Origin of the sequence: Stenotrophomonas maltophilia group sp. Smal13, assembly GCF_030236855.1 — a bacterium.
GTDB lineage: Bacteria > Pseudomonadota > Gammaproteobacteria > Xanthomonadales > Xanthomonadaceae > Stenotrophomonas > Stenotrophomonas maltophilia_A.
The window spans coordinates 37949-59496 of the sequence record NZ_JASJSQ010000015.1 but is presented as its reverse complement, the minus strand read 5'-3'; the positions used below and the strand labels follow the sequence as shown (position 1 = coordinate 59496).

At 64.4% G+C, this 21548-nt stretch carries 20 protein-coding genes; 5 read left to right on the top strand and 15 right to left on the bottom strand.

Going from position 1 to position 21548, the window contains the following annotated elements; translation table 11 throughout:
• The first annotated feature begins 57 nt into the window (after positions 1-57).
• Together QRO95_RS07630 and QRO95_RS07625 are read left to right on the top strand one after the other, a co-directional pair.
• Positions 58-1074: a class 1 fructose-bisphosphatase gene (locus QRO95_RS07630; RefSeq protein WP_014035428.1), complete on the top strand. Its 1017-nt coding sequence runs from the start codon at positions 58-60 to the stop codon at positions 1072-1074.
• 108 nt (positions 1075-1182) lie between these two features.
• Positions 1183-1890 (top strand): 2OG-Fe(II) oxygenase, encoded by a 708-nt coding sequence (locus QRO95_RS07625; protein ID WP_065724008.1) that lies wholly within the window; start codon positions 1183-1185, stop codon positions 1888-1890.
• 54 nt (positions 1891-1944) lie between these two features.
• Here QRO95_RS07625 and QRO95_RS07620 read toward each other — a convergent pair whose 3' ends face one another.
• From QRO95_RS07620 to dnaA, 15 genes are all read right to left on the bottom strand, one after another.
• On the bottom strand, positions 1945-3036 hold the full coding sequence (locus QRO95_RS07620) for a PA0069 family radical SAM protein (protein WP_253143499.1): 1092 nt from the start codon (positions 3034-3036) through the stop codon (positions 1945-1947).
• A 146-nt stretch (positions 3037-3182) separates the two neighbouring features.
• Positions 3183-3926: a pyridoxine 5'-phosphate synthase gene (locus QRO95_RS07615; RefSeq protein ID WP_121504965.1), complete on the bottom strand. Its 744-nt coding sequence runs from the start codon at positions 3924-3926 to the stop codon at positions 3183-3185.
• Positions 3927-3935: 9 nt separating this feature from the next.
• Positions 3936-4205 (bottom strand): hypothetical protein, encoded by a 270-nt coding sequence (locus tag QRO95_RS07610; RefSeq protein WP_032129280.1) that lies wholly within the window; start codon positions 4203-4205, stop codon positions 3936-3938.
• Positions 4206-4245: 40 nt separating this feature from the next.
• Positions 4246-5706: a cardiolipin synthase gene (gene cls, locus QRO95_RS07605; protein ID WP_285302180.1), complete on the bottom strand. Its 1461-nt coding sequence runs from the start codon at positions 5704-5706 to the stop codon at positions 4246-4248.
• Positions 5707-5807: 101 nt separating this feature from the next.
• Positions 5808-6221, bottom strand: a complete 414-nt coding sequence (locus QRO95_RS07600) for a biopolymer transporter ExbD (RefSeq protein ID WP_032129281.1) — start codon at positions 6219-6221, stop codon at positions 5808-5810.
• Positions 6222-6224: 3 nt separating this feature from the next.
• Complete coding sequence (locus tag QRO95_RS07595; protein WP_012509603.1) at positions 6225-6650, bottom strand: biopolymer transporter ExbD; 426 nt, start codon at positions 6648-6650, stop codon at positions 6225-6227.
• A gap of 57 nt (positions 6651-6707) precedes the next feature.
• A complete protein-coding gene (gene exbB, locus QRO95_RS07590) occupies positions 6708-7469 on the bottom strand; it encodes a TonB-system energizer ExbB (protein WP_004132614.1) in 762 nt (253 codons plus the stop codon).
• A gap of 94 nt (positions 7470-7563) precedes the next feature.
• Positions 7564-8121, bottom strand: a complete 558-nt coding sequence (locus tag QRO95_RS07585) for an energy transducer TonB (protein WP_180836271.1) — start codon at positions 8119-8121, stop codon at positions 7564-7566.
• A 254-nt stretch (positions 8122-8375) separates the two neighbouring features.
• Positions 8376-9563 (bottom strand): lipopolysaccharide assembly protein LapB, encoded by a 1188-nt coding sequence (locus tag QRO95_RS07580; protein ID WP_032128511.1) that lies wholly within the window; start codon positions 9561-9563, stop codon positions 8376-8378.
• Between the two features lie 132 nt (positions 9564-9695).
• A complete protein-coding gene (locus tag QRO95_RS07575; RefSeq protein ID WP_032128510.1) occupies positions 9696-10502 on the bottom strand; it encodes a M48 family metallopeptidase in 807 nt (268 codons plus the stop codon).
• A 71-nt stretch (positions 10503-10573) separates the two neighbouring features.
• The gene (locus tag QRO95_RS07570; protein WP_049399023.1) at positions 10574-11419 is read right to left on the bottom strand and encodes a CPBP family intramembrane glutamic endopeptidase; all 846 of its coding nucleotides are present in this window, start codon (positions 11417-11419) and stop codon (positions 10574-10576) included.
• Positions 11420-11486: 67 nt separating this feature from the next.
• A complete protein-coding gene (gyrB, locus tag QRO95_RS07565) occupies positions 11487-13946 on the bottom strand; it encodes a DNA topoisomerase (ATP-hydrolyzing) subunit B (protein WP_032128508.1) in 2460 nt (819 codons plus the stop codon).
• A gap of 112 nt (positions 13947-14058) precedes the next feature.
• Positions 14059-15153, bottom strand: coding sequence for a DNA replication/repair protein RecF (gene recF / locus QRO95_RS07560; protein ID WP_032128507.1), 1095 nt, complete (start codon positions 15151-15153; stop codon positions 14059-14061).
• 991 nt (positions 15154-16144) lie between these two features.
• Positions 16145-17245 carry a DNA polymerase III subunit beta gene (gene dnaN / locus QRO95_RS07555; RefSeq protein WP_005411731.1) on the bottom strand — a complete coding sequence of 367 codons (1101 nt, stop codon included), beginning with the start codon at positions 17243-17245 and terminating at the stop codon, positions 16145-16147.
• A 275-nt stretch (positions 17246-17520) separates the two neighbouring features.
• Positions 17521-18852 carry a chromosomal replication initiator protein DnaA gene (gene dnaA, locus QRO95_RS07550; RefSeq protein WP_005411730.1) on the bottom strand — a complete coding sequence of 444 codons (1332 nt, stop codon included), beginning with the start codon at positions 18850-18852 and terminating at the stop codon, positions 17521-17523.
• Positions 18853-19107: 255 nt separating this feature from the next.
• Between dnaA and rpmH the strand changes: the two genes are divergently transcribed.
• The 3 genes from rpmH to yidC are packed head-to-tail and all read left to right on the top strand — an operon-like array spanning position 19108 to position 21463.
• On the top strand, positions 19108-19248 hold the full coding sequence (gene rpmH, locus QRO95_RS07545; protein ID WP_005411729.1) for a 50S ribosomal protein L34: 141 nt from the start codon (positions 19108-19110) through the stop codon (positions 19246-19248).
• A gap of 5 nt (positions 19249-19253) precedes the next feature.
• Positions 19254-19748 (top strand): ribonuclease P protein component, encoded by a 495-nt coding sequence (rnpA, locus tag QRO95_RS07540; RefSeq protein WP_021203275.1) that lies wholly within the window; start codon positions 19254-19256, stop codon positions 19746-19748.
• Entirely contained in the window at positions 19748-21463 is a 1716-nt protein-coding gene (gene yidC / locus QRO95_RS07535; RefSeq protein ID WP_285302178.1) for a membrane protein insertase YidC, read from the top strand. Before rnpA ends, yidC begins: the two co-directional genes overlap by 1 nt.
• Positions 21464-21548 lie beyond the last annotated feature (85 nt).

Sequence of the window (21548 nt, the reverse complement as noted above, 5' to 3'; positions counted from 1 at the left end):
CGGCCCCGCCATACGGGCGACAATAGGCGTTTTCCCGCTGCCGAGACCTGCCCGCTCATGTCCCGTACTTCGTTGACCCGCTTCCTGATCCAGGAACAGCACGCCGGCCGCATCAATGCCGACCTGCGCCAGCTGATCGCGGTCGTCGCCCGCGCCTGCACCAGCATCTCCATCGCCGTCAGCAAGGGCGCCCTCGGTGGCGTGCTCGGCGACGCCGGTACCGGCAACGTGCAGGGGGAAGCGCAGAAGAAGCTGGATGTGATCAGCAACGAGATCCTGCTCGAAGCCAACGCCTGGGGCGGCCACCTCGCCGCCTGCGCCTCGGAGGAAATGGACCACAGCCAGCCGGTGCCGGACATCTATCCGCGCGGCGATTTCCTGCTGCTGTTCGATCCCCTCGATGGCAGCTCCAACATCGACGTCAACGTCTCCGTCGGCACCATCTTCTCGGTGCTGCGCTGCCCGACCAACGTCGAACTGCCGGGCGATGACGCCTTCCTGCAGCCGGGCAGCAAGCAGATTGCCGCCGGCTACTGCATCTACGGGCCCAGCACCCAGCTGGTGCTGACCGTCGGCCACGGTACCCATGCCTTCACCCTGGACCGCGAGAAGGGCGAGTTCGTGCTGACCACCGAGAACATGCAGATTCCGGCGGCCACCCAGGAATTCGCCATCAACATGTCCAACCAGCGTCACTGGGAAGCGCCGATGCAGGCCTATGTCGGTGATCTGCTGGCGGGCAAGGAAGGCGCGCGCGGCAAGAACTTCAACATGCGCTGGATCGCCAGCATGGTCGCCGACGTGCATCGCATCCTGACCCGCGGCGGCATCTTCATCTACCCGTGGGACAAGAAGGATCCGTCCAAGGCCGGCAAGCTGCGCCTGATGTACGAAGCCAACCCGATGGGCCTGCTGGTCGAACAGGCCGGTGGCGCTGCCTGGACCGGCCGCGAGCGCATCCTCGACATCCAGCCCGACCAGCTGCACCAGCGCGTGCCGGTGTTCCTGGGTTCGCGCGAGGAAGTGGCTGAAGCCGTGCGCTACCACCACGCACACGACGACGCGCAGGGCTGACGGCCTATCGCCTGACAGCGGTCATGGCAGTTCGATGACATGACCGTGGGGTGACACCGAGGGCGGCAAACGGCACCATCAAGCCGTTGCCGCCTAAGGAATGCACGCATGCACGAGCAGGGCCCGGTCGATTTCATCGAAGTCATCCACAACGCCGTCCCCAGCGAGGTCTGCGCGGCCATCGTTGAGCGCCTGCGCGCTACGCGTGGCCTGCAGCCCGGTGCGGTGGGCAGTGGCGTGTTCCCGGAACTCAAGCACAGCAAGGATCTGCGCATCAGTGGCCTGGACGGCTGGCAGGATGTCGATCAGCAGCTGCAGATCGCGGTGTTCAACGGCCTGCTGACTTATCTACGCCGTTATCCACAGGCGTTGATTGCGCCGCTGATGTTGCAGATCCAGGACAGCAACGGCCAACCGCGACGCCTGTCTGCCGAGGACTTCCCCGACATGCCGCAGCAGCAGCTGGCCGATCTGGCCCGCACCTGCCTGCGCCCGGGTGCGATCAACCTGCAGTGGTATGCGGCAGGCGAGGGCGGCTACCCGTACTGGCATTGCGAGCTGTACCCGAAGGATGCGCAGGCCGAGACCCTGCACCGGCACGTGCTGTGGACGCTGTACCTCAACGACGACTTCGAAGAGGGCGAAACCGAGTTCCTGTTCCAGGGGCGGAAGATCGCGCCGCGCACCGGCAGCCTGCTGATTGCGCCGACTGCGTTCACCCACACGCATCGTGGCAACCGGCCGCAGGGTGGGGACAAGTTCATCGCGACCAGCTGGATCCTGTTCCAGAGTGCGCAGAAGTTGTTTGGAGGGTAGAGTCGAGCTTGCTCGACTGCTTTTCCGTCTCCAGTCGAGCAAGCTCGACTCTACTCAGAACAACGAACCCTGCGGCGAATCCTTCTTCGGCGGCAGCGGCTTCTGGAACCGGCTGCAATCCAGCTTCGGCCAATGGCTGTTCTGCGCATTGAAGCCCAGACGTTTGCGCGCCAGCTTGAAGCGGTTGTTCAACAGATCGGCATACACGCCCTGGCCCCGCATGCGCGTGCCGAACTGGCTGTCGTAGTCCTTGCCGCCGCGCAGCTGCTGGATGGTACTCATCACATGTGCGGCGCGATCTGGATGATGGGTGTCCAGCCACTCGCGGAACAGCGGTGCCACTTCCAGCGGCAGGCGCAGCAGCACATAACCGGCGGTGCTGGCACCGGCATCGTGTGCAGCCTCCAGCACGGCTTCCAGTTCGCTGTCGTTGATCCACGGAATCACCGGCGCCACCATCACGCCCACCGGAATACCGGCTTCATGCAGGCGCTTCATCGCGCGCAGCCGCGCATGCGGTGCAGACGCGCGTGGCTCCAGCTTCGCGGAGAGGTGCGGGTCCAGCGAGGTCACCGAGAAATGCACGCTGACCAGGTTCTCCGCCGCCAGCGGTGCAAGCAGGTCGATATCGCGCTCGACCAGTGCGTTCTTGGTGATCAGCGAGAAAGGATGCTTGGTCTCCAGCATCACTTCGATCAGTTGGCGGGTGAGTTTGAACTTGCGCTCGATCGGCTGATACGCGTCGGTGTTGATGCCCAGCGCGATCGGCTGCGGCACGTAGCCCGGCTTCGACAGCTCCTTGCGCAGCAGCTGCGGCGCATTGGTCTTGGCGAACAGCTTGGTTTCGAAATCCAGGCCCGGCGACAGGTTCAGATAGGCATGCGAGGGGCGTGCAAAGCAGTATGAGCATCCATGCTCGCAGCCGCGATACGGATTGACCGACTGGCTGAAGCCGACGTCCGGCGAGGTGTTGCGGCTGATGATGCTGCGCGCGGTCTCGGCACGCACTTCGGTACGCAGGCGAGGGGCAAGGAACTCCTCGCTCTCGTCGACCGCCCAGCCGTCGTCCACCGCCTCGCTGACAGTGCTTTCAAAGCGCCCGGCAAGGTGGGACGTGGAACCTCGGCCCTTGATCGCAATACCCATTGCGGCAGGGTACGTCGCGGCCGTCTCAGTGGCTGCGACGGCCGCCTGAAGGGTTCAGCGCCCCCGTAGAGTCGAGCCGTGCTCGACTCCCACCCAAGGTGGCCCAAGACCGAAGTCGAGCAGGGCTCGATGCTACAGGGGAGGGGTCAGAGCAGCGCCAGGTACCCGCGCACCGTGGCGTCCAGCCCGTCGTACAGCGCCTCACCGATCAGCGCGTGGCCGATCGACACCTCCAGCACGTCCGGCACGTTGGCCAGGAAATCGCGCAGGTTGTCCTGCGACAGATCGTGGCCGGCGTTCACGCCCAGGCCAACGGCCTGTGCACGGCGTGCGGCAGTGGCGAACAGCGCCAGCATCGCGTCAGCATCACCAGCCGCATGCGCCTCCGCATAGGGCCCGGTATACAGCTCGATGCGGTCCGCACCCACTTCGGCCGCCTGCTCCAGCAACGGGTTGCCGGCATCGACGAACAGGCTGACCCGGCAACCCATCGCTTTCAGTTCGGCAATCAGCGGGCGCAGTCGTTCGGCATCCCGCTCGAAGTCGAAACCATGATCGGAGGTGATCTGGCCGTCGCTGTCAGGCACCAGGGTAGCCTGCGCCGGACGGGTCTGTGCACACAGCGGCAGCAGCCCCGGATAACCCTCGCGCGGCGGTGCGAACGGATTGCCTTCGATGTTGAACTCCACCCCACGCGCACGGGTCAGCGTGGACAGGGCCAGCACGTCCTCGGCGGTGATGTGGCGACGGTCCGGTCGCGGATGCACGGTGATGCCGTGCGCGCCGGCATCCAGGCAGGCCTGGGCGGCGCGTACCACGTCCGGTTCGGCACCGCCGCGCGAATTGCGCAGGACGGCGATCTTGTTGACGTTGACGCTGAGCTGGGTCATGGAACGAAACTACTTGGAAAGAGGGGATGGATCGTGATCGTTGGGGTCGTCACCGCGGCGGGCCTGGGCCTGTTCGCGCAGGCGGCGCAGTTCTTCGGCATCGACCAGTGTGGACGGATCGCGCTGTGGATCACCGAAACGGGCCACATAGCGGCCGCGTACCCAGGCCAGCAGGAAGGCGAGGGCGGCCAGCAGGCACAGGGTCATCAGCCCGGGGCTGGGGGTCTTCAGCGCGAAGGCGAAACAGCCCAGCGCCAGCAGCAGGTACAACCAGTACATAGTCGGGCTCCCCGGATGATCGGCGCAGTGTAGCGCTGCGTCAGAGCAGCGGCGAGGCCAGCCGGGCGAAGGCCTCGGGCAGGCGGTGCAGCCACAGCGAACGACCGGCCTGGTCGTGCACCCGCGCGGAACGGTCGAATTCGCCCTGCAGCAGTTCGGCCAGCGCAGCCACCCGGTCACGGTCGCTGATCATCATCGACAGCTCGAAGTTCAGCCGGAAGCTGCGGTGATCGAAGTTGGCACTGCCGACGATGCAGACGTCGTCATCGGCGATGAAGGCCTTGGTATGCAGCATGCGTGGGCCGTACTCGTAGATCTTCACCCCGGCATGCAGCAGCTCGTCGAAGTAGGAGCGGGCGGCCTGGGTGACGAACCAGGAATCGCTCATCTTCGGCACCAGCAGGCGCACGTCCAGCCCGCCCAGCGCGGCCGAGGTCAGTGCCATCCGCGCCGCTTCGCCCGGCACGAAGTAGGGCGTGACCAGCCAGACGCGCTCGTGCGCTTCCTGGATCGCCGCCACATGCAGGCGATGGATCGTTTCCCAGCCCGAGTCCGGGCCGGAGACCAGCACCTGGGCGTTGATCGCACCATCGCCGCGCAGCGGCATGTCAGCTGGCCACAGACGCGCGATGTCCATGCGCGAGGGATCCTGTCCACTGGCGTAGAGCCAGTCCTCGGCGAACACCAGCTGCAGGCTGCGCACCACGTGGCCGCGGATGCGCATGTGCAGGTCGCGATAGGCATCCGCCCTGCGGCTTTCATCCTCGTCGTCGGTGATGTTGATGCCGCCGGTGAAGGCGAGGCGGCCGTCGACGATCACCAGCTTGCGGTGGGTACGCAGGTTCAACCACGGGCGCTTGAATGGCTTCAGCAGCTGCCGTGGGTGGAACCAGATCGCTTCGCCACCGGCGTCGAGCAGCGGCTGCAGGAAGCGGCGGGGCAGGGCCGACGAACCCACCGCGTCGAGCAGCAGGCGCACCTGCACGCCCGCGCGGGCGCGCTCGACCAGGGCGTCGCGCAGCGCGGTGCCGGCATGGTCCGGGTTGAAGATGTAGTACTCCAGGTGCACGTGATCGCGGGCCTGCGCGATGGCGTCCAGCAGGGCCGCGTAGGTTGCCGCGCCATCCACCAGCCAGGTGACTTCGGTGGCGCTGCTCGGCGCGAGCCCGGTCGTGGCCTGTGCGACCTTGGCCAGCTCGGTGCAGTCGGCGTCGGGTGGGCAGACATCGCTGTAGTGCTCCATCCCCGAGCGGGCACGGCCACGGCGCAGGCGCTGCCGCTTCACCTTCTGCGGGCCCAGCAGGTAGTAGATGAAGAGACCCAGGTAGGGCAGTAGCGCCAGCGACAGGATCCAGCTCAGCGTGGCCACCGGCTCGCGCTTCTGCAGCATGATCCAGCCCGCCAGCGCGAACAGGTACAGCAGATAGGCGACCGCCAGGATCGTGCCAAGGTGGGAGATGCCGTCGAGCCAGTGGCGCAGGGAGTCGAAGAGGGCGAGCATCCGCCGATCATAACGGTCCAGACCGTCAGGCATAAAAAAGACGCCCCTGTTTCCAGGGGCGTCTGCAGTCGCGTCATGACTGTTGTATTGCGGTGTAGCAGTTACTGCTGCACAAAACCGATCTTCTTCATCTGAGCGTTCTTCGCGGCAGCCAGAACCTTGGCCATCACGTCGTACTCGGAATCCGGGCTCGCATCGATGCGCAGTTCCGGCTGGTTGGTCGGGTCCTTCTGGACCTCGTTCTCCATCCGCTGCTGCAGCTCGCTCGCATTGATCGGGCTGTTGTTCCACGAGACCTGGTTGCTGGCGTCGATCTTGAGTTCGATCGGCGGCGGCGGTTCGACCAGCTGCGGCGGTGGGTTGAGCACGCGCTGCGGCAGGTCCACGGCGATCGGGTACGTCATGATCGGCGCGGTCACGATGAAGATGATCAGCAGAACCAGCATCACGTCCACGAGGGGCGTGACGTTGATGTCTGCCATGGGGCCTTTGCCACCACCACTACTGAATGCCATGGCTTACTGCCCCTTCTCTTTGGTCGCGACGAAGCCGACGTCCAGCATGCCCTGTTCCTGCGCGATCTTGGTCATCTCGTTGATGACACGCATCTTGGTGGTGCGGTCACCACGCAGGTTCAACGGCGGCTGCGGGGTCTGCTGGGCGGCGGTCGCCAAGCGCGACTCGAGAGTCTGCTTGTTGATTTCTTCGTCGTTCCAGTAGATCGAGCCATCTTCCTTGACTGCCAGGGTGATGGGGCCCTTGCGGTCGTTGGTGTCGTCCGGCTTCTGGACCAGGTTGGCCTCCGGCAGATCCACCTTGACCTTGTGGGACATCAGGGGCGCCGTGATGATGAAGATGATCAGCAGCACCAGCATCACGTCCACGAGGGGCGTAACGTTGATGTCGGCCATTGGGCCGCCGCTGTTACCACTACTGAAAGCCATAACGGGCTCCGTCTAGATCGTGTTGACTACGTTCTCGCTGGGTACAGCGCGTCGCAATTAGCGGACGCGCGAACCGGTGGCGAAGAAGTCGTGCAGGTCGTGCGCGAAGGTATCGAACTTGCTGATGGTCGCGCTGTTGATCTTGCTGAAGAAGTTGAAGGCGAACACGGCCGGGATCGCGACGAACAGACCGATCGCGGTCATGATCAGCGCTTCACCCACCGGGCCGGCAACGGCGTCGATCGAAGCGGAGCCGGTGGCACCGATCTTGATCAGCGCGCCGTAGATGCCCCACACGGTACCCAGCAGACCGACGAACGGAGCGGTCGCGCCGACGGTGGCCAGCAGGGTCATGCCCGACTGCAGCTTGTTGCTTTCGCGGGTCACGGCCTGACGCAGAGCGCGGTCGACGAACTCCGAACGGCTCAGGTTCTCACCCACGCCGCCGGTGGCGCCGCCTTCAGCGCGCTGGTGGTGGGCAGCCGCCTGGGCAGCGTCCAGGGCGATCTTGGAGAACGGCTCGGAAGCCGGCTGTTCTTCCATCGCACGGATGGCGTCCTGCGCGTTCGGGGTATCCCAGAACAGGCTGACGACGCGATCAGCGGCGCTCTTCAGGCGGGTGGCGCGGAAGATGTTGATGACGGTCCAGTACCAGGACATGGCCGACATGACGACCAGGGTCAGCAGCACGACCCAGGAAACCGCGAAATCACCCGGCTTGGTGGTCATTTCGTGGATCAGGTGCTCGAAGCCCATCTGCGACAGGGCGTTGGACGGATTGCCCCCGGCAGCAGCGGCGATGAAAATTTCCTGCAGCATGACGCTTACCTTTGTTGTGTGTGGTGATAAAGGGTGTAGCTAAGCTAAACAATCGAACTGGGAGCGGGGGTGGCCAAGCGGCCACCCGGACGCATCAGTTCAGCGCAAAGTTGACCGGGACGCGAACGCGACCTGCCGCCTTCTTACCGCCAGATTCAGCGGCGTTGAAGCGCCACTTGCGAGCTGCTTCCATCGCAGCACGGTCCAGGTCGCGGTTACGGCTGGACTTTTCCACCGTGACATTGGTGACGTTGCCGCTGGCATCGACATCAATGATCAGGATCACTTCGCCCTGGATACCCGCGCGGAAGGCTGCCGGCGGGTAGCGCGGCGGGTTCATGGCCTTCGACGAGATGTCCACGCTGGCCTCGATCGAGGTCGGCGGAGCCGGCGGCGACGGAGGCGACGGCGGGGTGACGATATCGCTCGGGCGCGGTTCCGGCACGTCCACGACCGGCGCCTGCGGCGGCGGCGGGACCGGCGACGGCTTCGGCGGCGACAGGTTCTTCACCGGCGGCGGCGGAGTATCCGTCGGCGGCGGCGGCGGCGGCGGCGGTGGCGGCGGCGGCGGGGCGTCGACGATCGTCACCATGACGTTGCGCTCCTTCTCAGCCACGGCCTTGGGAGCCACGGCGGGGATCAGGAGCATCATGAACGCGGCCAGATGCAGGGCAATTACAAACGCGATGCCGACGATGCGAGGCCAGCTCAGCCCCTTGTCATCGGGTTGTTCGTACCGGTGAACGACTAGTTGTTCCGTCATGCGCCAAGAGCTCAATAGTGGGGCCGGGATGCCGGGGGCGGAATCCCTGATCAGCGGTGCATGACACCGCAGGAACCTCCAAGCTTATACCAATCCTGAGCGCCTGCGCATCAACTGTGCAGGCATTCAGGCGTTATTCCTACTTACTTCAGGTTGATGATTTTTTTGGCATCAGCCTGGTTCTTCACACCCTTCGCCAGCGCCTGCTGGGCGGCCTGCTTGGCCTCCGGGATGCGACCTTCGGCATGCAGGACGCGTGCCAGGTTCAGGTAGGTCTCACCGTCCTTGGACAGCGGGGCAGCCTTCTGCCACGCATCGATCGCCTGCGGCACCTGGTCGGAGTAGTAGTAGGACTGGGCCAGCGCCAGGTAGACCTGGTAATCCGGCTTCAGGATGCCCTTCTGCAACCCTTCGTTGATGACCGCGATGACGTCCTTTTCCTTGTGTTCGGTGTTGGCATAGATCGAGTACAGCTGCTTGTACTCGCGCTCTTCGGTGAGCTGGCCGCTGCTGCGCAGCTTGTCCATCACCGCGGCAGCCTTCTCCATCTGATCGGCCTGCATGTACATGCTGGCCAGGTTCAGCTGGGCCTTCTTGTCGTTCGGGTTCTTGGCGGCCAGTGCCTCGGCTTCCTTCACCGCTTCACCGGACTGGCCGGCTTCGGAGAGGGCCGCCATCAGCAGCTGGTTCCAGTTGTCCTTCGGTTCGGTGGCGCCGGCGATGGCCTGCTTCAGCACCGGGATCGCTTCCTGGTAGCGCTCCAGCTGGTACAGCGCCTGGCCCTTGGCGATCAGCTCTTCCGGCTTGGTCGACTTGCTCTCGGCGAAGTACTTGTCCAGGGTCGCCAGGCCTTCGGCGGTCTGGTCTTCCTGCAGCTGCAGCTGGCCCAGCATCAGCATCGACTGGAAGTGGCCGTTGTTGTCCAGGCCGTTGAACTGCAGGACCTGCTTCAGGTAGGCCACGGCAGCCGGGGTGTCGTCGGTCTGGTAGGCGGCCTGCGAGGCCAGCTGCGCGGCCAGCGACTTGTCGTACTCGTTCGCGGCGCTGTCAGCCAGGATCGCGTCGGCCTGCGTGCGCGTCTCCGGGAACTTTTCCTTGTTGTAGCTGTCGATCATCTTCTGCAGCTTGCTGCCCAGCTTGGCCGATGCCTTGACGGTCGGCTCCTCGCGGGTCGCGTTCGGGTACAGCGCTTCGGCCTTGGCCTGCTTGCCGCCGCGGTTGCCACGCTCGGAGGAACGCGAGGACTGCGCGAAGGCATCGGTGACCACGGCGCCGGTCAGGGCGGTCGCGACGAGGACGGAAAGCACAGCTTTGTGGTTACGGAAAATCATCGTTCACCTCGATCGAACCGCCGGATAGCGGCAAAGTCGGACTGTCAGAAAAATCTGAGCCGCCAAACGTATCAGAAACAGATGGCGTGAGAAATCGTTTTATGTGCTGCAATACAGCATAGAACTGCGCACTCATCCGCACTTTGGCCGCAGCCCGGCCGCCTGCGCCTGCTGATAGACCGGCGTCAGTCCCGGTGCATCGCGTCGCAGTTCCTGGATACGGTTGGCTGGATCGGGGTGGGTGGACAGCCATTGCGGGCTGCGGCCGCCACTGGCGGCCATCATGTTCTGCCACAGGTCGACCGCCTGCGCCGGGTTGAAACCGGCCTGGGCCATCAGTCGCTGGCCGATCACGTCGGCCTCGCTTTCCTGGGTCCGTGAACCGGGCAGCAGGAAGGCGGTCTGCGCGCCCATGCCCCCGAGCTGGTTGACGGTGCTGGCAGCGCCTTCTCCGTAGGCCGCGCCGGCCAGCGCACCGAGCACGGCCAGCCCGGTCTGCGCACCCATCTGCCGGGTGATGCGCTCTTCGTGGTGGCGGGCGATGACGTGGCCGATTTCATGGCCGATTACGGCAGCCAGCTGATCCTGGTTCTTGGCGACGGTGAAGATGCCGGTGTTCACGCCGACCTTGCCACCGGGCAGGGCGAAGGCGTTGGGCTCCTTGTCGACGAACACGGCCGTCTCCCACCGTACGCCACGGTATTGAGGCGGCAGCTGCGCGACCAGGGCGTTGACCACGCACTGCACGTAACCGTTCTGGCGGCCGTCGGTGCTGATCTTTTCCTTCTGCTTGGTTTCGGCGAACGCCTGTGCGCCGAGCTGGTCCAGCTGCGCCTGCGACACCCCGCCCACCATCTGCCGACGGCCGGTAGGAGAGGTCGTGGTCGCGCAGGCGCTGACCAGGGTGGTGATGACAAGGGCCAGCAGCAGTTGTTTCATGGATCCACCCCCGTGTTCATATGCGCAGTGTGTAGCGTAGCGGCTTAATCTTTCGTCAAGCGGACACGGCGTTACGTTGCCCCGAAGAACACAAGCGCGGCAAGCGCCACGCCGTTGTTCAGCGCGTGCGCGGTGATCGCGGCCCAGAGCGTTCCGGTGCGCTGGTACAGCCAGCAGAACGCGGCACCCATGCCGCCATAGACCAGCCACAGCTGCGCGATCTCGGCCGGGCCGTTGGCACTGGTGCCAGGGATTTCATGGATCAGGGCGAAAGCAAGGCTGCTCAGTACCACGCCCAGCCACGGGCGCCCGGCCTTCCACAGGCGGCCAAACAGCACGCGGCGGAACAGCAGCTCCTCGTAGGCCGGTGCCAGTACCACCGCGAACAGCACCAGGAACAACGGGAAGCGCGCGATCGCACTCTGCATCAGCGCCAGATTGGTGGGAACCGGCTCGATGCCGAACTGCTTGGCCAGGAAGGCGATGCCATTGCTGCCGAGCACGATCAGGGTCGCCACCAGCAGGGTCCAACCCCAGGTGGAGGGACGGCGCAGCGCCTGGCGCGACGCGTGGCGCTCGGCGGCATTGGCCGGCCGTCGCCAGAAGTACAGCAGCAGCGCGGCGCCGCCGGTGGCAAACAGCGCCATGAGAATCTGCGCAAGCGCGCCCGGCTGGCCCAGTGACGCCGCTACCGAACTGGCGTCGGGGGCACCAGCGCCGGCCTGCGCGTTCGCGTAACCGACCACCACGCCACGGTACAGGCCCCATAGCAGGCCGCTGATCAGGCTCAGGCCGAACAGGGTGACAGCGGCGATACCCAGGTCGATGAAAAACCCCGCCAACGGCGAAACGGCACGCGGCGCGGCAGAAGCCGGCGGAACCGGGGGCGGAGCGGAAACCGGGGCGGATGCGGACATCAGGTACCTGCGTTCAAGAGTCGAAGGCCGGCGCGCCTCCCCGCGCACCGGCCGTGTCCCGATTGTGTCAGATATCCAGGTTTGCGACCTTCAGCGCGTTGTCTTCGATGAAGTCGCGACGCGGTTCGACGACATCGCCCATCAGCGTGCTGAAAATCTGGTCGGCAGCGACAGCATCTTCGATGCGCACCTGCAGCAGTCGACGGGTTTCCGGATTCACCGTGGTGTCCCACAACTGCTCCGGATTCATTTCACCCAGACCCTTGAATCGCTGGATCTGGCGGCCGCGCTTGGCCTCCTCGAGCAGCCAGTTCTGTGCCTTGGCAAAGCTGTCGACTTCGATCGACTTGGCACCGCGGGAAATGGTCGCGCCTTCGCGGACCAGACCGTGCAGCAGCTTCGATGCCTGGTGGATCGCGCGCAGTTCGCCGCTTTCGAAGGCCGACATCGGCAGCACCTGGATGTGCTGTTCGCCCATGTGGCGACGGGTCACCAGCACAGCGGCCGGGCGCTCGTCGTTGGCGTCCTGCAGTTCCAGCGTGAAACGCGGGCTGCCCAGGCTGCCCTGGTTGAGACGCTTGGCCAGTGCATCCAGGCCCTCGCCTTCGCCGGCAGCGCGCAGGCTTTCCAGGTCCATCGGGACGAAGTCGACCAGCGCTTCAAGCAGGTTGCGGTCGTAGCGGTGTGCGTTGCGCTCGATCGAATCCAGCGCCGCCGCGTAGGCCAGCAGCAGCTTCTCCAGCGCCAGGCCTTCGATGCCGGGCTCGCCGGTGGCCGGCACCAGTGCAGCGTTTTCCACTGCGCTGCTGGCCAGGTAGCTGTCCAGCGCCGGGTCGTCCTTCAGGTACAGCTCCTGCTTGCCCTGCTTGATCTTGTACAGCGGCGGCAGGCCGATGTAGACGTAACCGCGCTCGATCAGCTCCGGCATCTGACGGTAGAAGAACGTCAGCAGCAGGGTGCGGATGTGGGCGCCGTCGACGTCGGCGTCGGTCATGATGATGATCTTGTGGTAACGCAGCTTGTCCGGGTTGTACTCGTCACGGCCGATGCCGGTGCCCAGCGCGGTGATCAGCGTGCCCACCTGGTCGGAGGACAGCATGCGGTCGAAACGCGCGCGTTCCACGTTGAGGATCTTGCCGCGCAGCGGCAGCACCGCCTGGTTCTTGCGGTTGCGGCCCTGCTTGGCCGAACCACCTGCCGAGTCACCCTCGACGATGAACAGTTCGGACAGCGCCGGATCCTTTTCCTGGCAGTCGGCCAGCTTGCCCGGCAGGCCCGCGATGTCCAGCGCGCCCTTGCGGCGGGTCAGGTCGCGGGCCTTGCGCGCGGCTTCACGTGCACGTGCGGCATCGACGATCTTGCCGGCGATCGCCTTGGCTTCGTTCGGGTTTTCCTGCAGGAACTCTTCCAGGCGCGCACCGAAGGCGTTTTCCACCGCCGGGCGCACGTCGGAGCTGACCAGCTTTTCCTTGGTCTGGCTGGAGAAGCTCGGGTCCGGCACCTTCACCGACAGCACTGCGATCATGCCTTCGCGCATGTCATCGCCGGTCAGGTTGATCTTGGCCTGCTTGGCGATGCCGTTCTGCTCGATGTAGTTGTTGAGCACACGGGTCAGCGCACCGCGGAAACCGGCCAGGTGGGTACCGCCGTCCTTCTGCGGAATGTTGTTGGTGAAGCAGTACATCGTCTCCTGGTAGGAGTCGGTCCACTGCAGCGCCACGTCCACGACGATGCCGTTGTGCTCGCCGGTGACTGAAATGACGTTCGGGTGCAGCGGGGTCTTCAGCTGGGCCAGATGCTCCACGAAGCTGCGGATGCCGCCTTCGTAGTGGAAGTCATCGCGACGGCCGTCGCCACGCTCGTCGGCAAGGACGATCTTGACGCCGGAGTTCAGGAACGACAGCTCGCGCAGGCGGCGTGCCAGGATGTCGTAGTGGAATTCCACGTTGTCGTGGAAGGCGACAGTCGACGGCCAGAAGCGCACGGTGGTACCGCGCTTGGTGGTGGCTTCCAGCTTGGCCAGCGCAGTCACGGCTGCGCCGTTGCTGAATTCCTGCTGGTAGTGGGAGCCATTCTGGAACACGTCCACCAGCAGCTTCTGCGACAGCGCGTTGACCACGCTGACGCCGACGCCGTGCAGGCCGCCCGAAACCTTGTAGCTGTTGTCGTCGAACTTGCCGCCTGCGTGCAGGACGGTCATGACCACTTCGGCCGCAGACACTTCGCGACCGAGCTTGGCGCTCATCTGCTCGTGCTTGCCGGTCGGAATACCACGGCCGTTGTCGGACACCGAGACCGAGCCGTCGGCGTGGATCGTCACTGCAACGTGGTCGGCGTGGCCGGCCAACGCTTCGTCGATCGAGTTGTCGACGACCTCGAACACCATGTGGTGCAGACCGGTGCCGTCATGCACGTCGCCGATGTACATGCCGGGACGCTTGCGGACAGCCTCCAGGCCTTCCAGGGCGGTAATGCTGTTGGCGTCGTAATTGCCGTTGTTTGCCGGGGTGTTCTGTTCGTCGCTCATTGCGCTTGCCGTAGGCTCCGCAGGTCGGGCACCGCTTGGGGCGATGCGCCGAGAATGAAAGGATTCCAACCCGAATTATACCAGCCGGGGTCGAGCGGCCCTGGTGTGCTCACTATGGCACAGCCACGATCTGTGCATGTTCCACGTGGAACCGGGCGATGTGGGTCAGTTCCTGCAGCGCCGCTGGGGTTTCGGTGGCGGTAATGAAGATCTGTGCGGGCCCATTGAGCAGACGCTCCAATACCCGCGCCTGATGGGTACGATCCAGCTCCGAGGCCAGATCGTCCAATGCGATCACCGGCCATTCGCCGCGCTGTTCCGCATAGTCCTCCGCCTGTGCCAACAGGCACGCCAACGCTGTCAGCTTGGCCTGGCCGCGGGACAGCGCATCACGACCTGGAATGCTGTGGAAATCCACACTCCAGTCCGCGCGGTGCGGGCCCACCGAGGTATACCCGGCCTGCCGGTCACGTTCCCGGGCCAGAAGCAGGGCATCGGCCAAGGGAAGCTCATGCCGCCGCCAACCGGGGCTCAGCTCCAATCCCTGGATACCGAGTTGCGGAGCCAGGCTGGCGGCCAAGGCTACCGTGCGCTGCTGCAGACGCTCCAGGTAGTGCTGGCGGCGGCTGGTCAGCGGTTCTCCTGCCTCGGCCAGCTCGTGATCCCAGGTATCGAGCATCCGCGACGGCCCGCCCTGCTTGAGCAGGGCATTGCGCTGCTTCAGCGCCCGGGAATAGCGACGCCACAGGGACAGAAAATCCGGTTCCACGTGGAACAAGCCCCAATCGAGGAAGCGGCGGCGGGGTTCACCACCACCACTCACCAGTGCATGGCTCCCGGGCTCGAACGTCACTACGGCCAGCGCTGCGCAGAGATTACCCAGCTGTGCGACATCCTCGCCGTCCAGTCGCCCCTTCCAGTCCTGACCACTGTGGCGCAGGCCGGCTTTTCGGCGGTGGGGCGGGTGATGGGCACGCTGTTCGTCCCATTCCACGAAGATTTCCAGCGCTTCCTGGCCCTGGCGTACCAGACCGTCGCGCACCCGGCCACGGAAGCTGCGGCCATAGGCCATCAAGTGCAGGGCTTCGAGCACGCTGGTCTTGCCGGCACCGTTGTCGCCGGTCAGCAGGTTCAATCCCGGCTGGGGCGACAGGTCCACCGCACTGAAACGACGCAGTTGATGCAAGGCAAGGCGGCGGATCTGCATGGGGCGCGAAAGACCATCCGCACAAGGCGGTAGAGGGGCAGGGAATCCATCAGCTTACTGCATCGGTCAAGCCAGCCGTGCCGCGCCAGACATCGCCACTGTGCTGAAGCCTCCGCCTGGCAACCCTACGCGTGTTCCACGTGGTGGCGCTCCCTCACCTGGGCTCGCCTGGGTCTGGATACGCCCGGGAATCCTTGAATTCTGAGCGGCGGCGCAGGGTACCGTCCCTCAGATTTCAGCGATTTCAGCCCCATTCCGCGAGCATCGCCAGGTGCCCCGACGGTGGTTTGCGCGAGCACCGCGCAGATTTCTTTAAATCTACGATGCGATGCCCTGGAGGGTTCCACAGATTTCAAGGAATTCGAGCCCGCCGATTCACGCTGTCCACAGCAGGTCTGTATGACTTATACACAAGGTATGGGCAAACTGTGGATAAAAAAGCCCTTTTGCCCGACCTGCGAAACTATCCACAGGTTCCCCCCCAGCCTGAGGGGCCTCTATACAGGGGGTTTCAGGTGCATAAATATCTTAAAAATCAACTAGATAATGCATTTCTCCACGAAATCTGGGCCTACCATCACCACCATGCTTTAGATTTATACCCAGATTTAGAAGCTAGGCTGGCCCCGACCCGACCCCAACGAGACCTGTGGACAGTGGCGTCTGCAGATGAAGCAACCGCAGCGTTGCGACCCACGATCTGCTTCACCCCTCCGGCAAGTTCGGGGAACGTGCATCAGTCTGAAGACCCAGAACGGCATACTCGATCGAAAGCGGCTGGACAGCGCCCAAGCTCACAACCTGGATTCCAATCGCTCAGCACCGATTGCATCGGAAGGGCAGCCAGCATCAATCGGCAACCAGCAATCTCAAGGAAGGTATTCACCCATACCTGGAGATCCGGCCATCGCGATGCTCCACGTGGAACCTGCAAAAAAAACGCCCGGGAAGGTCCCGGGCGTCGTTCGGTTCCACGTGGAACAGGCTGCCGTCAGAGACGCAGCGGCATCACCACATGGCGCGACTTCTCGCTGCTGGACTCACGCACCAGTGCCGAGGAGTTGGAGTCGCGCAGCTGGATGATGACTTCCTCGTCGCGCAGGGCAGACAGGGCATCCAGCAGGTAGTTCACGTTGAAGCCGATGGCCAGATCGCTGACCGTGGTGTCGGCCTCGATCTCTTCCTGGGCTTCTTCCTGTTCCGGGTTGTGCGCGCTGATCTTCAGGTTGCCCGGCGAGACTTCCACGCGGATGCCGCGGTACTTCTCGTTGGACAGGATTGCGGCACGCTGCAGCGAGGCACGCAGTGCTTCGCGATCAACCTTCACTTCGCGGTCGGCACCGATCGGAATCACCGCTTCGTAATCCGGGAAACGGCCGTCGATCAGCTTCGAGGTGAAGGTGACATCGTCGCGCTTGACGCGGACGTGGCTACGGCCGACTTCCAGCTCGATCTCGCGATCGCCGCTCTCCAGCAGGCGCTGCAGTTCGGTCACGCCCTTGCGCGGCACGATGATCTGGCGCTTGGAACCACTGGGCTTGGCCAGGTCGGTTTCACACAGCGCCAGGCGGTGGCCGTCGGTGGCGACGGTACGCAGCGCATCGCCGCGCAGATCGAACAGCAGGCCGTTGAGGTAGTAGCGCACGTCCTGCTGGGCCATCGCGAACGCGGTGCGTTCGATCAGTTCCTTCAGGGTCGCTTCGCCGATGGCCACGCGCTCGGTGGCTTCCACTTCGTCAACCGACGGGAAGTCGTTGGAGGGCAGGGTAGCCAGGGTGAAGCGGCTGCGACCGGCCTGCACGGTGATCTTGTCACCGGTCTGCGAGACCGTGATCCGGCTGCCGTCGGGCAGGGCGCGGATGATCTCGAACAGTTTGCGGGCGGGGATGGTGGTTTCGCCGTCCTGGGCATCTTCAACCGCGATCCGCGACACCATCTCCACTTCCAGGTCGGTACCGGTCAGCGACAGCTGGCCGTTCTGCACCTGGACCAGGAAATTGGCCAGAACCGGAAGGGTCTGGCGGCGTTCGACCACGTTGACGACCTGTGCCAACGGCTTGAGAAAGGCTTCGCGCTGCAGTGTGAAACGCATGTGGTTCCGTGCCCCTATGCTTTAAAAAATGTGGAATAAATCAAAAGCTTGGTGGTGCTGGTAGAGACAGAATCGCTGGAAAACAACGCTAAGTCTTTGTAAATAAAAGAATTTCATACCTCGAAACCCTCTGTATTACCGACCCCCAGGGGGTGGGGAAAGCTGTGGATAAATCCAGCGCGATTTCAGACGCCATTTTTATCCACAACGTGTCCCGCGCTTGCTACCGGATTCTGCACCGTTTTGTGCGATGACGCCTCATCGGCATCCGTGCATCATTCGCTCAGCTTCCGGATCAGCTTGTCCCAGTCCTCGCGGAGCTTGCCGTCGGTTTCCATCAGGGTCCGGATCTGGCGGCAGGCATGCAGCACCGTGGTGTGGTCGCGACCGGCAAAGGCGTCGCCGATCTCGGGCAGGCTGTGCTCGGTCAGTTCCTTGGTCAGGGCCATGGCGACCTGGCGGGGGCGGGCCAGCGAGCGGGTCCGACGCTTCGACAGCAGATCCTTGATCTGCAGGCCGTAGTAGTCGGCAACGGTTTTCTGGATGTTGGGAATGCTGATCGCCTGCTGCTGGGCGCGCAGCAGGTCGCGCAGGGTTTCCTGGGCGAATTCGGTGGTGATCGCGCGGCCGGTGAAATTGGCGCGGGCGGTCAGGGTATTGAGCGCACCTTCGAGGTCGCGCACGTTGGAGCGCATCTTCTTGGCGATCAGGAACGCAACATCATCGGGAATCTCTGCACCGCGTTCGCGTGCCTTGGCCAGCACGATCGCAGCGCGGGTCTCGAAGTCCGGCGGTTCAATCGCGACCGACAGGCCCCAGGCAAGCCGCGACTTCAGGCGTGCTTCCAGGCCTTCGACCTCGCGCGGATAGCGGTCGCAGGTCAGGATGATCTGCTGCTTGCCATCGAACAACGCGTTGAAGGTGTGGAAGAACTCTTCCTGGGTGCGGTCCTTGCCGGCGAAGAACTGGATGTCATCGATCAGCAGCGCGTCCACCTGCTGGAACTGGCGCTTGAACTGATCCATGGTCTTTTCCTGCAGAGCCCGGATCATCGCGCTGAAGAACTGTTCCGAACGCAGGTACAGCACCTTCGCACCCGGATTGGCCTGGCGCATGGCATTGCCGGCGGCGAACATCAGGTGGGTCTTGCCCAGGCCCGTGCCTCCGTACAGCAGCAGCGGGTTGTGCGCGCGGTCGCCCGGCTTCTGCGCTGCCTGGAAGGCGGCGGCCAGGCCCAGCTGGTTGCTGCGGCCTTCGACGAAGTTGGCGAACGTGTAGTGATTGTCCAGGTTGCCGGCAAACGGCACCTGCGGTTCGCTGGACACATGCGCCGACGGCGTGGAAACCGGCGCGTTCTGCGCCTCCACGGGACGCGGGCGCGAGCCGATTTCAAGAAAAACGTCGCTGAAACCGGCGAAATGGGCCAGCAGTTCGCGGATCCGGGCCAGGTACAGCTCGCGGACCTGGTCGACGATGAAGGCATTCGGTGCATACAGCACCAGGCTGTCCACGCGCAGATCGGCCTGCAGCGGCTTCAACCAGGTATGAACGTCTTCCGGCGGGAACTCCGCTTCGAGGCGCTCGAGACTACGGGACCAGGCATCCATCAGCAATAATCGTCCGGTGGCCGGGGCATGGACGCGACAAGGCGCCCAAACACAGGCCGGAAAGGGGGGAAATGGATGGCTCAGACTACCACCGAGCGCCCGCCTTCGGAATGCTTGTCCCCTACTTATTCACAAAAACATCCACAGCTATTGCACAGCCCAGTGAATTCGCGTAGCTGCCAGGGGTTGACTTGGGGCGGGGTACCTCTCTAGAATTTCCGGTTCTTTCCGTCCCATTCATACGAGAGGCCCCCAATGGCCACGAAGCGCACCTACCAGCCCAGCAACCTCAAGCGTAAGCGCGACCACGGCTTCCGTGCCCGTATGAAGACCGCTGACGGCCGCAAGATCCTGTCGCGTCGCCGCGCCAAGGGCCGCAAAGTCCTGAGCGCCTGATTGCCATGCCGCACATCGCGGCAGACGCAATCCCTTCGACAGTGAATACTGCAGACCCGCGCAAGCGATTCCCTCGCTCTGCGCGGGTTCGCACGCGTGCCGAATACTCAACGGTCTTCAACGGCGCCCGCCGTGTGTCCGATCCGCTGATGACCCTGCACTGGCTGCCGGCTGACCGGCCGGCCAGGCTGGGTCTGGCGGTTTCCCGCAAGGTTGATCCGAACGCCGTCGGGCGTAACCGGATCAAGCGCGTCCTGCGCGACATCCTGCGTCAGACACGTACCGACATCCAGCCAGGCGACTTTGTCGTCGTGGCTCGAAGTGCTGCGCGTTCCGCCAGCAACGACGAGATCCGCCAGGCCTTCCTGCGCCTGCTGCGTCGCCTGCGTGCATTGCCCACGCCGGGCGTGGACGGCACAATGCCGCCGCCTGATGGCATCGCAACTCCTTCTTTGACCGAGCCGGCATCGCGTCCCGGCCCCGCCGAGCCTGTCCGCTGATGAACCAGACCCGCGTATTCCTCATTTTTGCCTGGCTGATGGTGGCCGTGCTGCTGTGGATGGAGTGGAGCCGTGAAAAGGCTGCTCCGACCCCGGCACCGACGACCACGTCGGCCCCGGCCGCCGCACAGAGCGTTCCGGGCGCAACCCCGGGCGCCATCCCCAGCGCCCAGGTGCCGGGTGCCCCCGGCCAGGCCGCCGTGCAGGCCCAGGCCAGCGCCACCCCGGCCAGCCAGCGCGTGACCGTCACCACCGACGTGCTGCGCCTGGTGCTCGACGGCGGCCGCGTGCTCGATGCCGAGCTGCTGCAGTTCCCGCAGACCAAGGACGAAGGCAGCCCGCCGGTCCGCCTGCTGACCGAAGACCCCGCGCACCCGTACAGCGCGATCAGTGGCTGGGCCAGCGAAGACAAGAACACCCCGGTCCCCGGCGCCGACGGCTTCAAGCTGGTCGGTGACACCAAGGACTTCGTGCTGGCCAAGGGCCAGAACGAGCTGCAGATCCCGTTCGTGTGGACCGCCGACAACGGCATGACCATCAAGCGCACGCTGACCGTCTCGCGCAACGAGTATGCCGTGCGCTTCAAGGATGAAGTCAGCAACGCCGGCGCCGCGCCGTGGAACGGCTACGTCTACCGCACCCTGGACCGCACCCCGACCATCCTGTCGCGGAGCATGACCAACCCGGATTCCTTCAGCTTCAACGGTGCCACCTGGTACGACAACGACAAGAAGTACCAGCGTCGTGCGTTCAAGGACTACCTGGAAGACGGCACGCTGAACCAGAACATCACCGGCGGCTGGCTGGCGATGCTGCAGCACCACTTCTTCACCGCCTGGATCCCGCAGAAGGACCAGACCGCACACTACGTGCTGTCGCAGGTGGCCGGTCGTGACCTGATCGAAGCGCGTGGCCCGGCCTTCACCGTGGCCCCGGGCCAGTCCACCAGCACCGAAGCCCGCCTGTGGGTCGGCCCGAAGCTGGTCAACCTGATCGCCAAGGAAGACGTGCCGGGCCTGGACCGCGTGGTCGACTACAGCCGCTTCTCGATGATGGCGGTGATCGGCCAGGGCCTGTTCTGGGTGCTGAACCAGGTGCACAAGCTGGTCGGCAACTGGGGCTGGGCGATCGTCGGCCTGGTGGTGCTGCTGAAGCTGGTGCTGTACCCGCTGTCGGCGACCCAGTACAAGAGCGGCGCCAAGATGCGTCGTTTCCAGCCGCGCATCGCGCAGCTGAAGGAACGCTATGGCGATGACCGCCAGAAGTTCCAGACCGCGATGATGGAGCTGTACAAGAAAGAAAAGATCAATCCGATGGGCGGCTGCCTGCCGATCCTCATCCAGATGCCGATCTTCTTCGCCCTGTACTGGGTGCTGGTGGAATCGGTCGAACTGCGTCAGGCGCCCTGGTTCGGCTGGATCCAGGACCTGACCGCACGCGACCCGTACTTCATCCTGCCGGTGATCAACGTGGCGGTGATGTGGTTCACGCAGAAGCTGACCCCGGCACCGGGCATGGACCCGATGCAGCAGAAGATGATGCAGTTCATGCCGCTGGTGTTCGGCGTCATGATGGCCTTCATGCCGTCCGGCCTGGTTCTGTACTGGGTGGTCAACGGCGGCCTGGGCCTGCTGCAGCAGTGGTGGATGACCAAGCGCCACGGCGGCGAGCCAGTCCCGGCCACCACCGCCCCGGCCCCGGTCAAAAAGAAGTAATCCGACCGGCAGGTCACCTGCTTGGTAGAGTCGACTGTTAGTCGACTGCTCCTGGCCCGACCGACCCGCAGAAGCCCGCCGCAAG

Bases quoted from the DNA above. Each gene is read 5' to 3' on its own strand.
- QRO95_RS07630 (WP_014035428.1), top strand. From the start codon at position 58: ATGTCCCGTACTTCGTTGACCCGCTTCCTGATCCAGGAACAGCACGCC.
- QRO95_RS07625 (WP_065724008.1), top strand. From the start codon at position 1,183: ATGCACGAGCAGGGCCCGGTCGATTTCATCGAAGTCATCCACAACGCC.
- QRO95_RS07620 (WP_253143499.1), bottom strand. From the start codon at position 3,036: ATGGGTATTGCGATCAAGGGCCGAGGTTCCACGTCCCACCTTGCCGGG.
- QRO95_RS07615 (WP_121504965.1), bottom strand. From the start codon at position 3,926: ATGACCCAGCTCAGCGTCAACGTCAACAAGATCGCCGTCCTGCGCAAT.
- QRO95_RS07610 (WP_032129280.1), bottom strand. From the start codon at position 4,205: ATGTACTGGTTGTACCTGCTGCTGGCGCTGGGCTGTTTCGCCTTCGCG.
- cls (WP_285302180.1), bottom strand. From the start codon at position 5,706: ATGCTCGCCCTCTTCGACTCCCTGCGCCACTGGCTCGACGGCATCTCC.
- QRO95_RS07600 (WP_032129281.1), bottom strand. From the start codon at position 6,221: ATGGCATTCAGTAGTGGTGGTGGCAAAGGCCCCATGGCAGACATCAAC.
- QRO95_RS07595 (WP_012509603.1), bottom strand. From the start codon at position 6,650: ATGGCTTTCAGTAGTGGTAACAGCGGCGGCCCAATGGCCGACATCAAC.
- exbB (WP_004132614.1), bottom strand. From the start codon at position 7,469: ATGCTGCAGGAAATTTTCATCGCCGCTGCTGCCGGGGGCAATCCGTCC.
- QRO95_RS07585 (WP_180836271.1), bottom strand. From the start codon at position 8,121: ATGATGCTCCTGATCCCCGCCGTGGCTCCCAAGGCCGTGGCTGAGAAG.
- QRO95_RS07580 (WP_032128511.1), bottom strand. From the start codon at position 9,563: ATGATTTTCCGTAACCACAAAGCTGTGCTTTCCGTCCTCGTCGCGACC.
- QRO95_RS07575 (WP_032128510.1), bottom strand. From the start codon at position 10,502: ATGAAACAACTGCTGCTGGCCCTTGTCATCACCACCCTGGTCAGCGCC.
- QRO95_RS07570 (WP_049399023.1), bottom strand. From the start codon at position 11,419: ATGTCCGCATCCGCCCCGGTTTCCGCTCCGCCCCCGGTTCCGCCGGCT.
- gyrB (WP_032128508.1), bottom strand. From the start codon at position 13,946: ATGAGCGACGAACAGAACACCCCGGCAAACAACGGCAATTACGACGCC.
- recF (WP_032128507.1), bottom strand. From the start codon at position 15,153: ATGCAGATCCGCCGCCTTGCCTTGCATCAACTGCGTCGTTTCAGTGCG.
- dnaN (WP_005411731.1), bottom strand. From the start codon at position 17,245: ATGCGTTTCACACTGCAGCGCGAAGCCTTTCTCAAGCCGTTGGCACAG.
- dnaA (WP_005411730.1), bottom strand. From the start codon at position 18,852: ATGGATGCCTGGTCCCGTAGTCTCGAGCGCCTCGAAGCGGAGTTCCCG.
- rpmH (WP_005411729.1), top strand. From the start codon at position 19,108: ATGGCCACGAAGCGCACCTACCAGCCCAGCAACCTCAAGCGTAAGCGC.
- rnpA (WP_021203275.1), top strand. From the start codon at position 19,254: ATGCCGCACATCGCGGCAGACGCAATCCCTTCGACAGTGAATACTGCA.
- yidC (WP_285302178.1), top strand. From the start codon at position 19,748: ATGAACCAGACCCGCGTATTCCTCATTTTTGCCTGGCTGATGGTGGCC.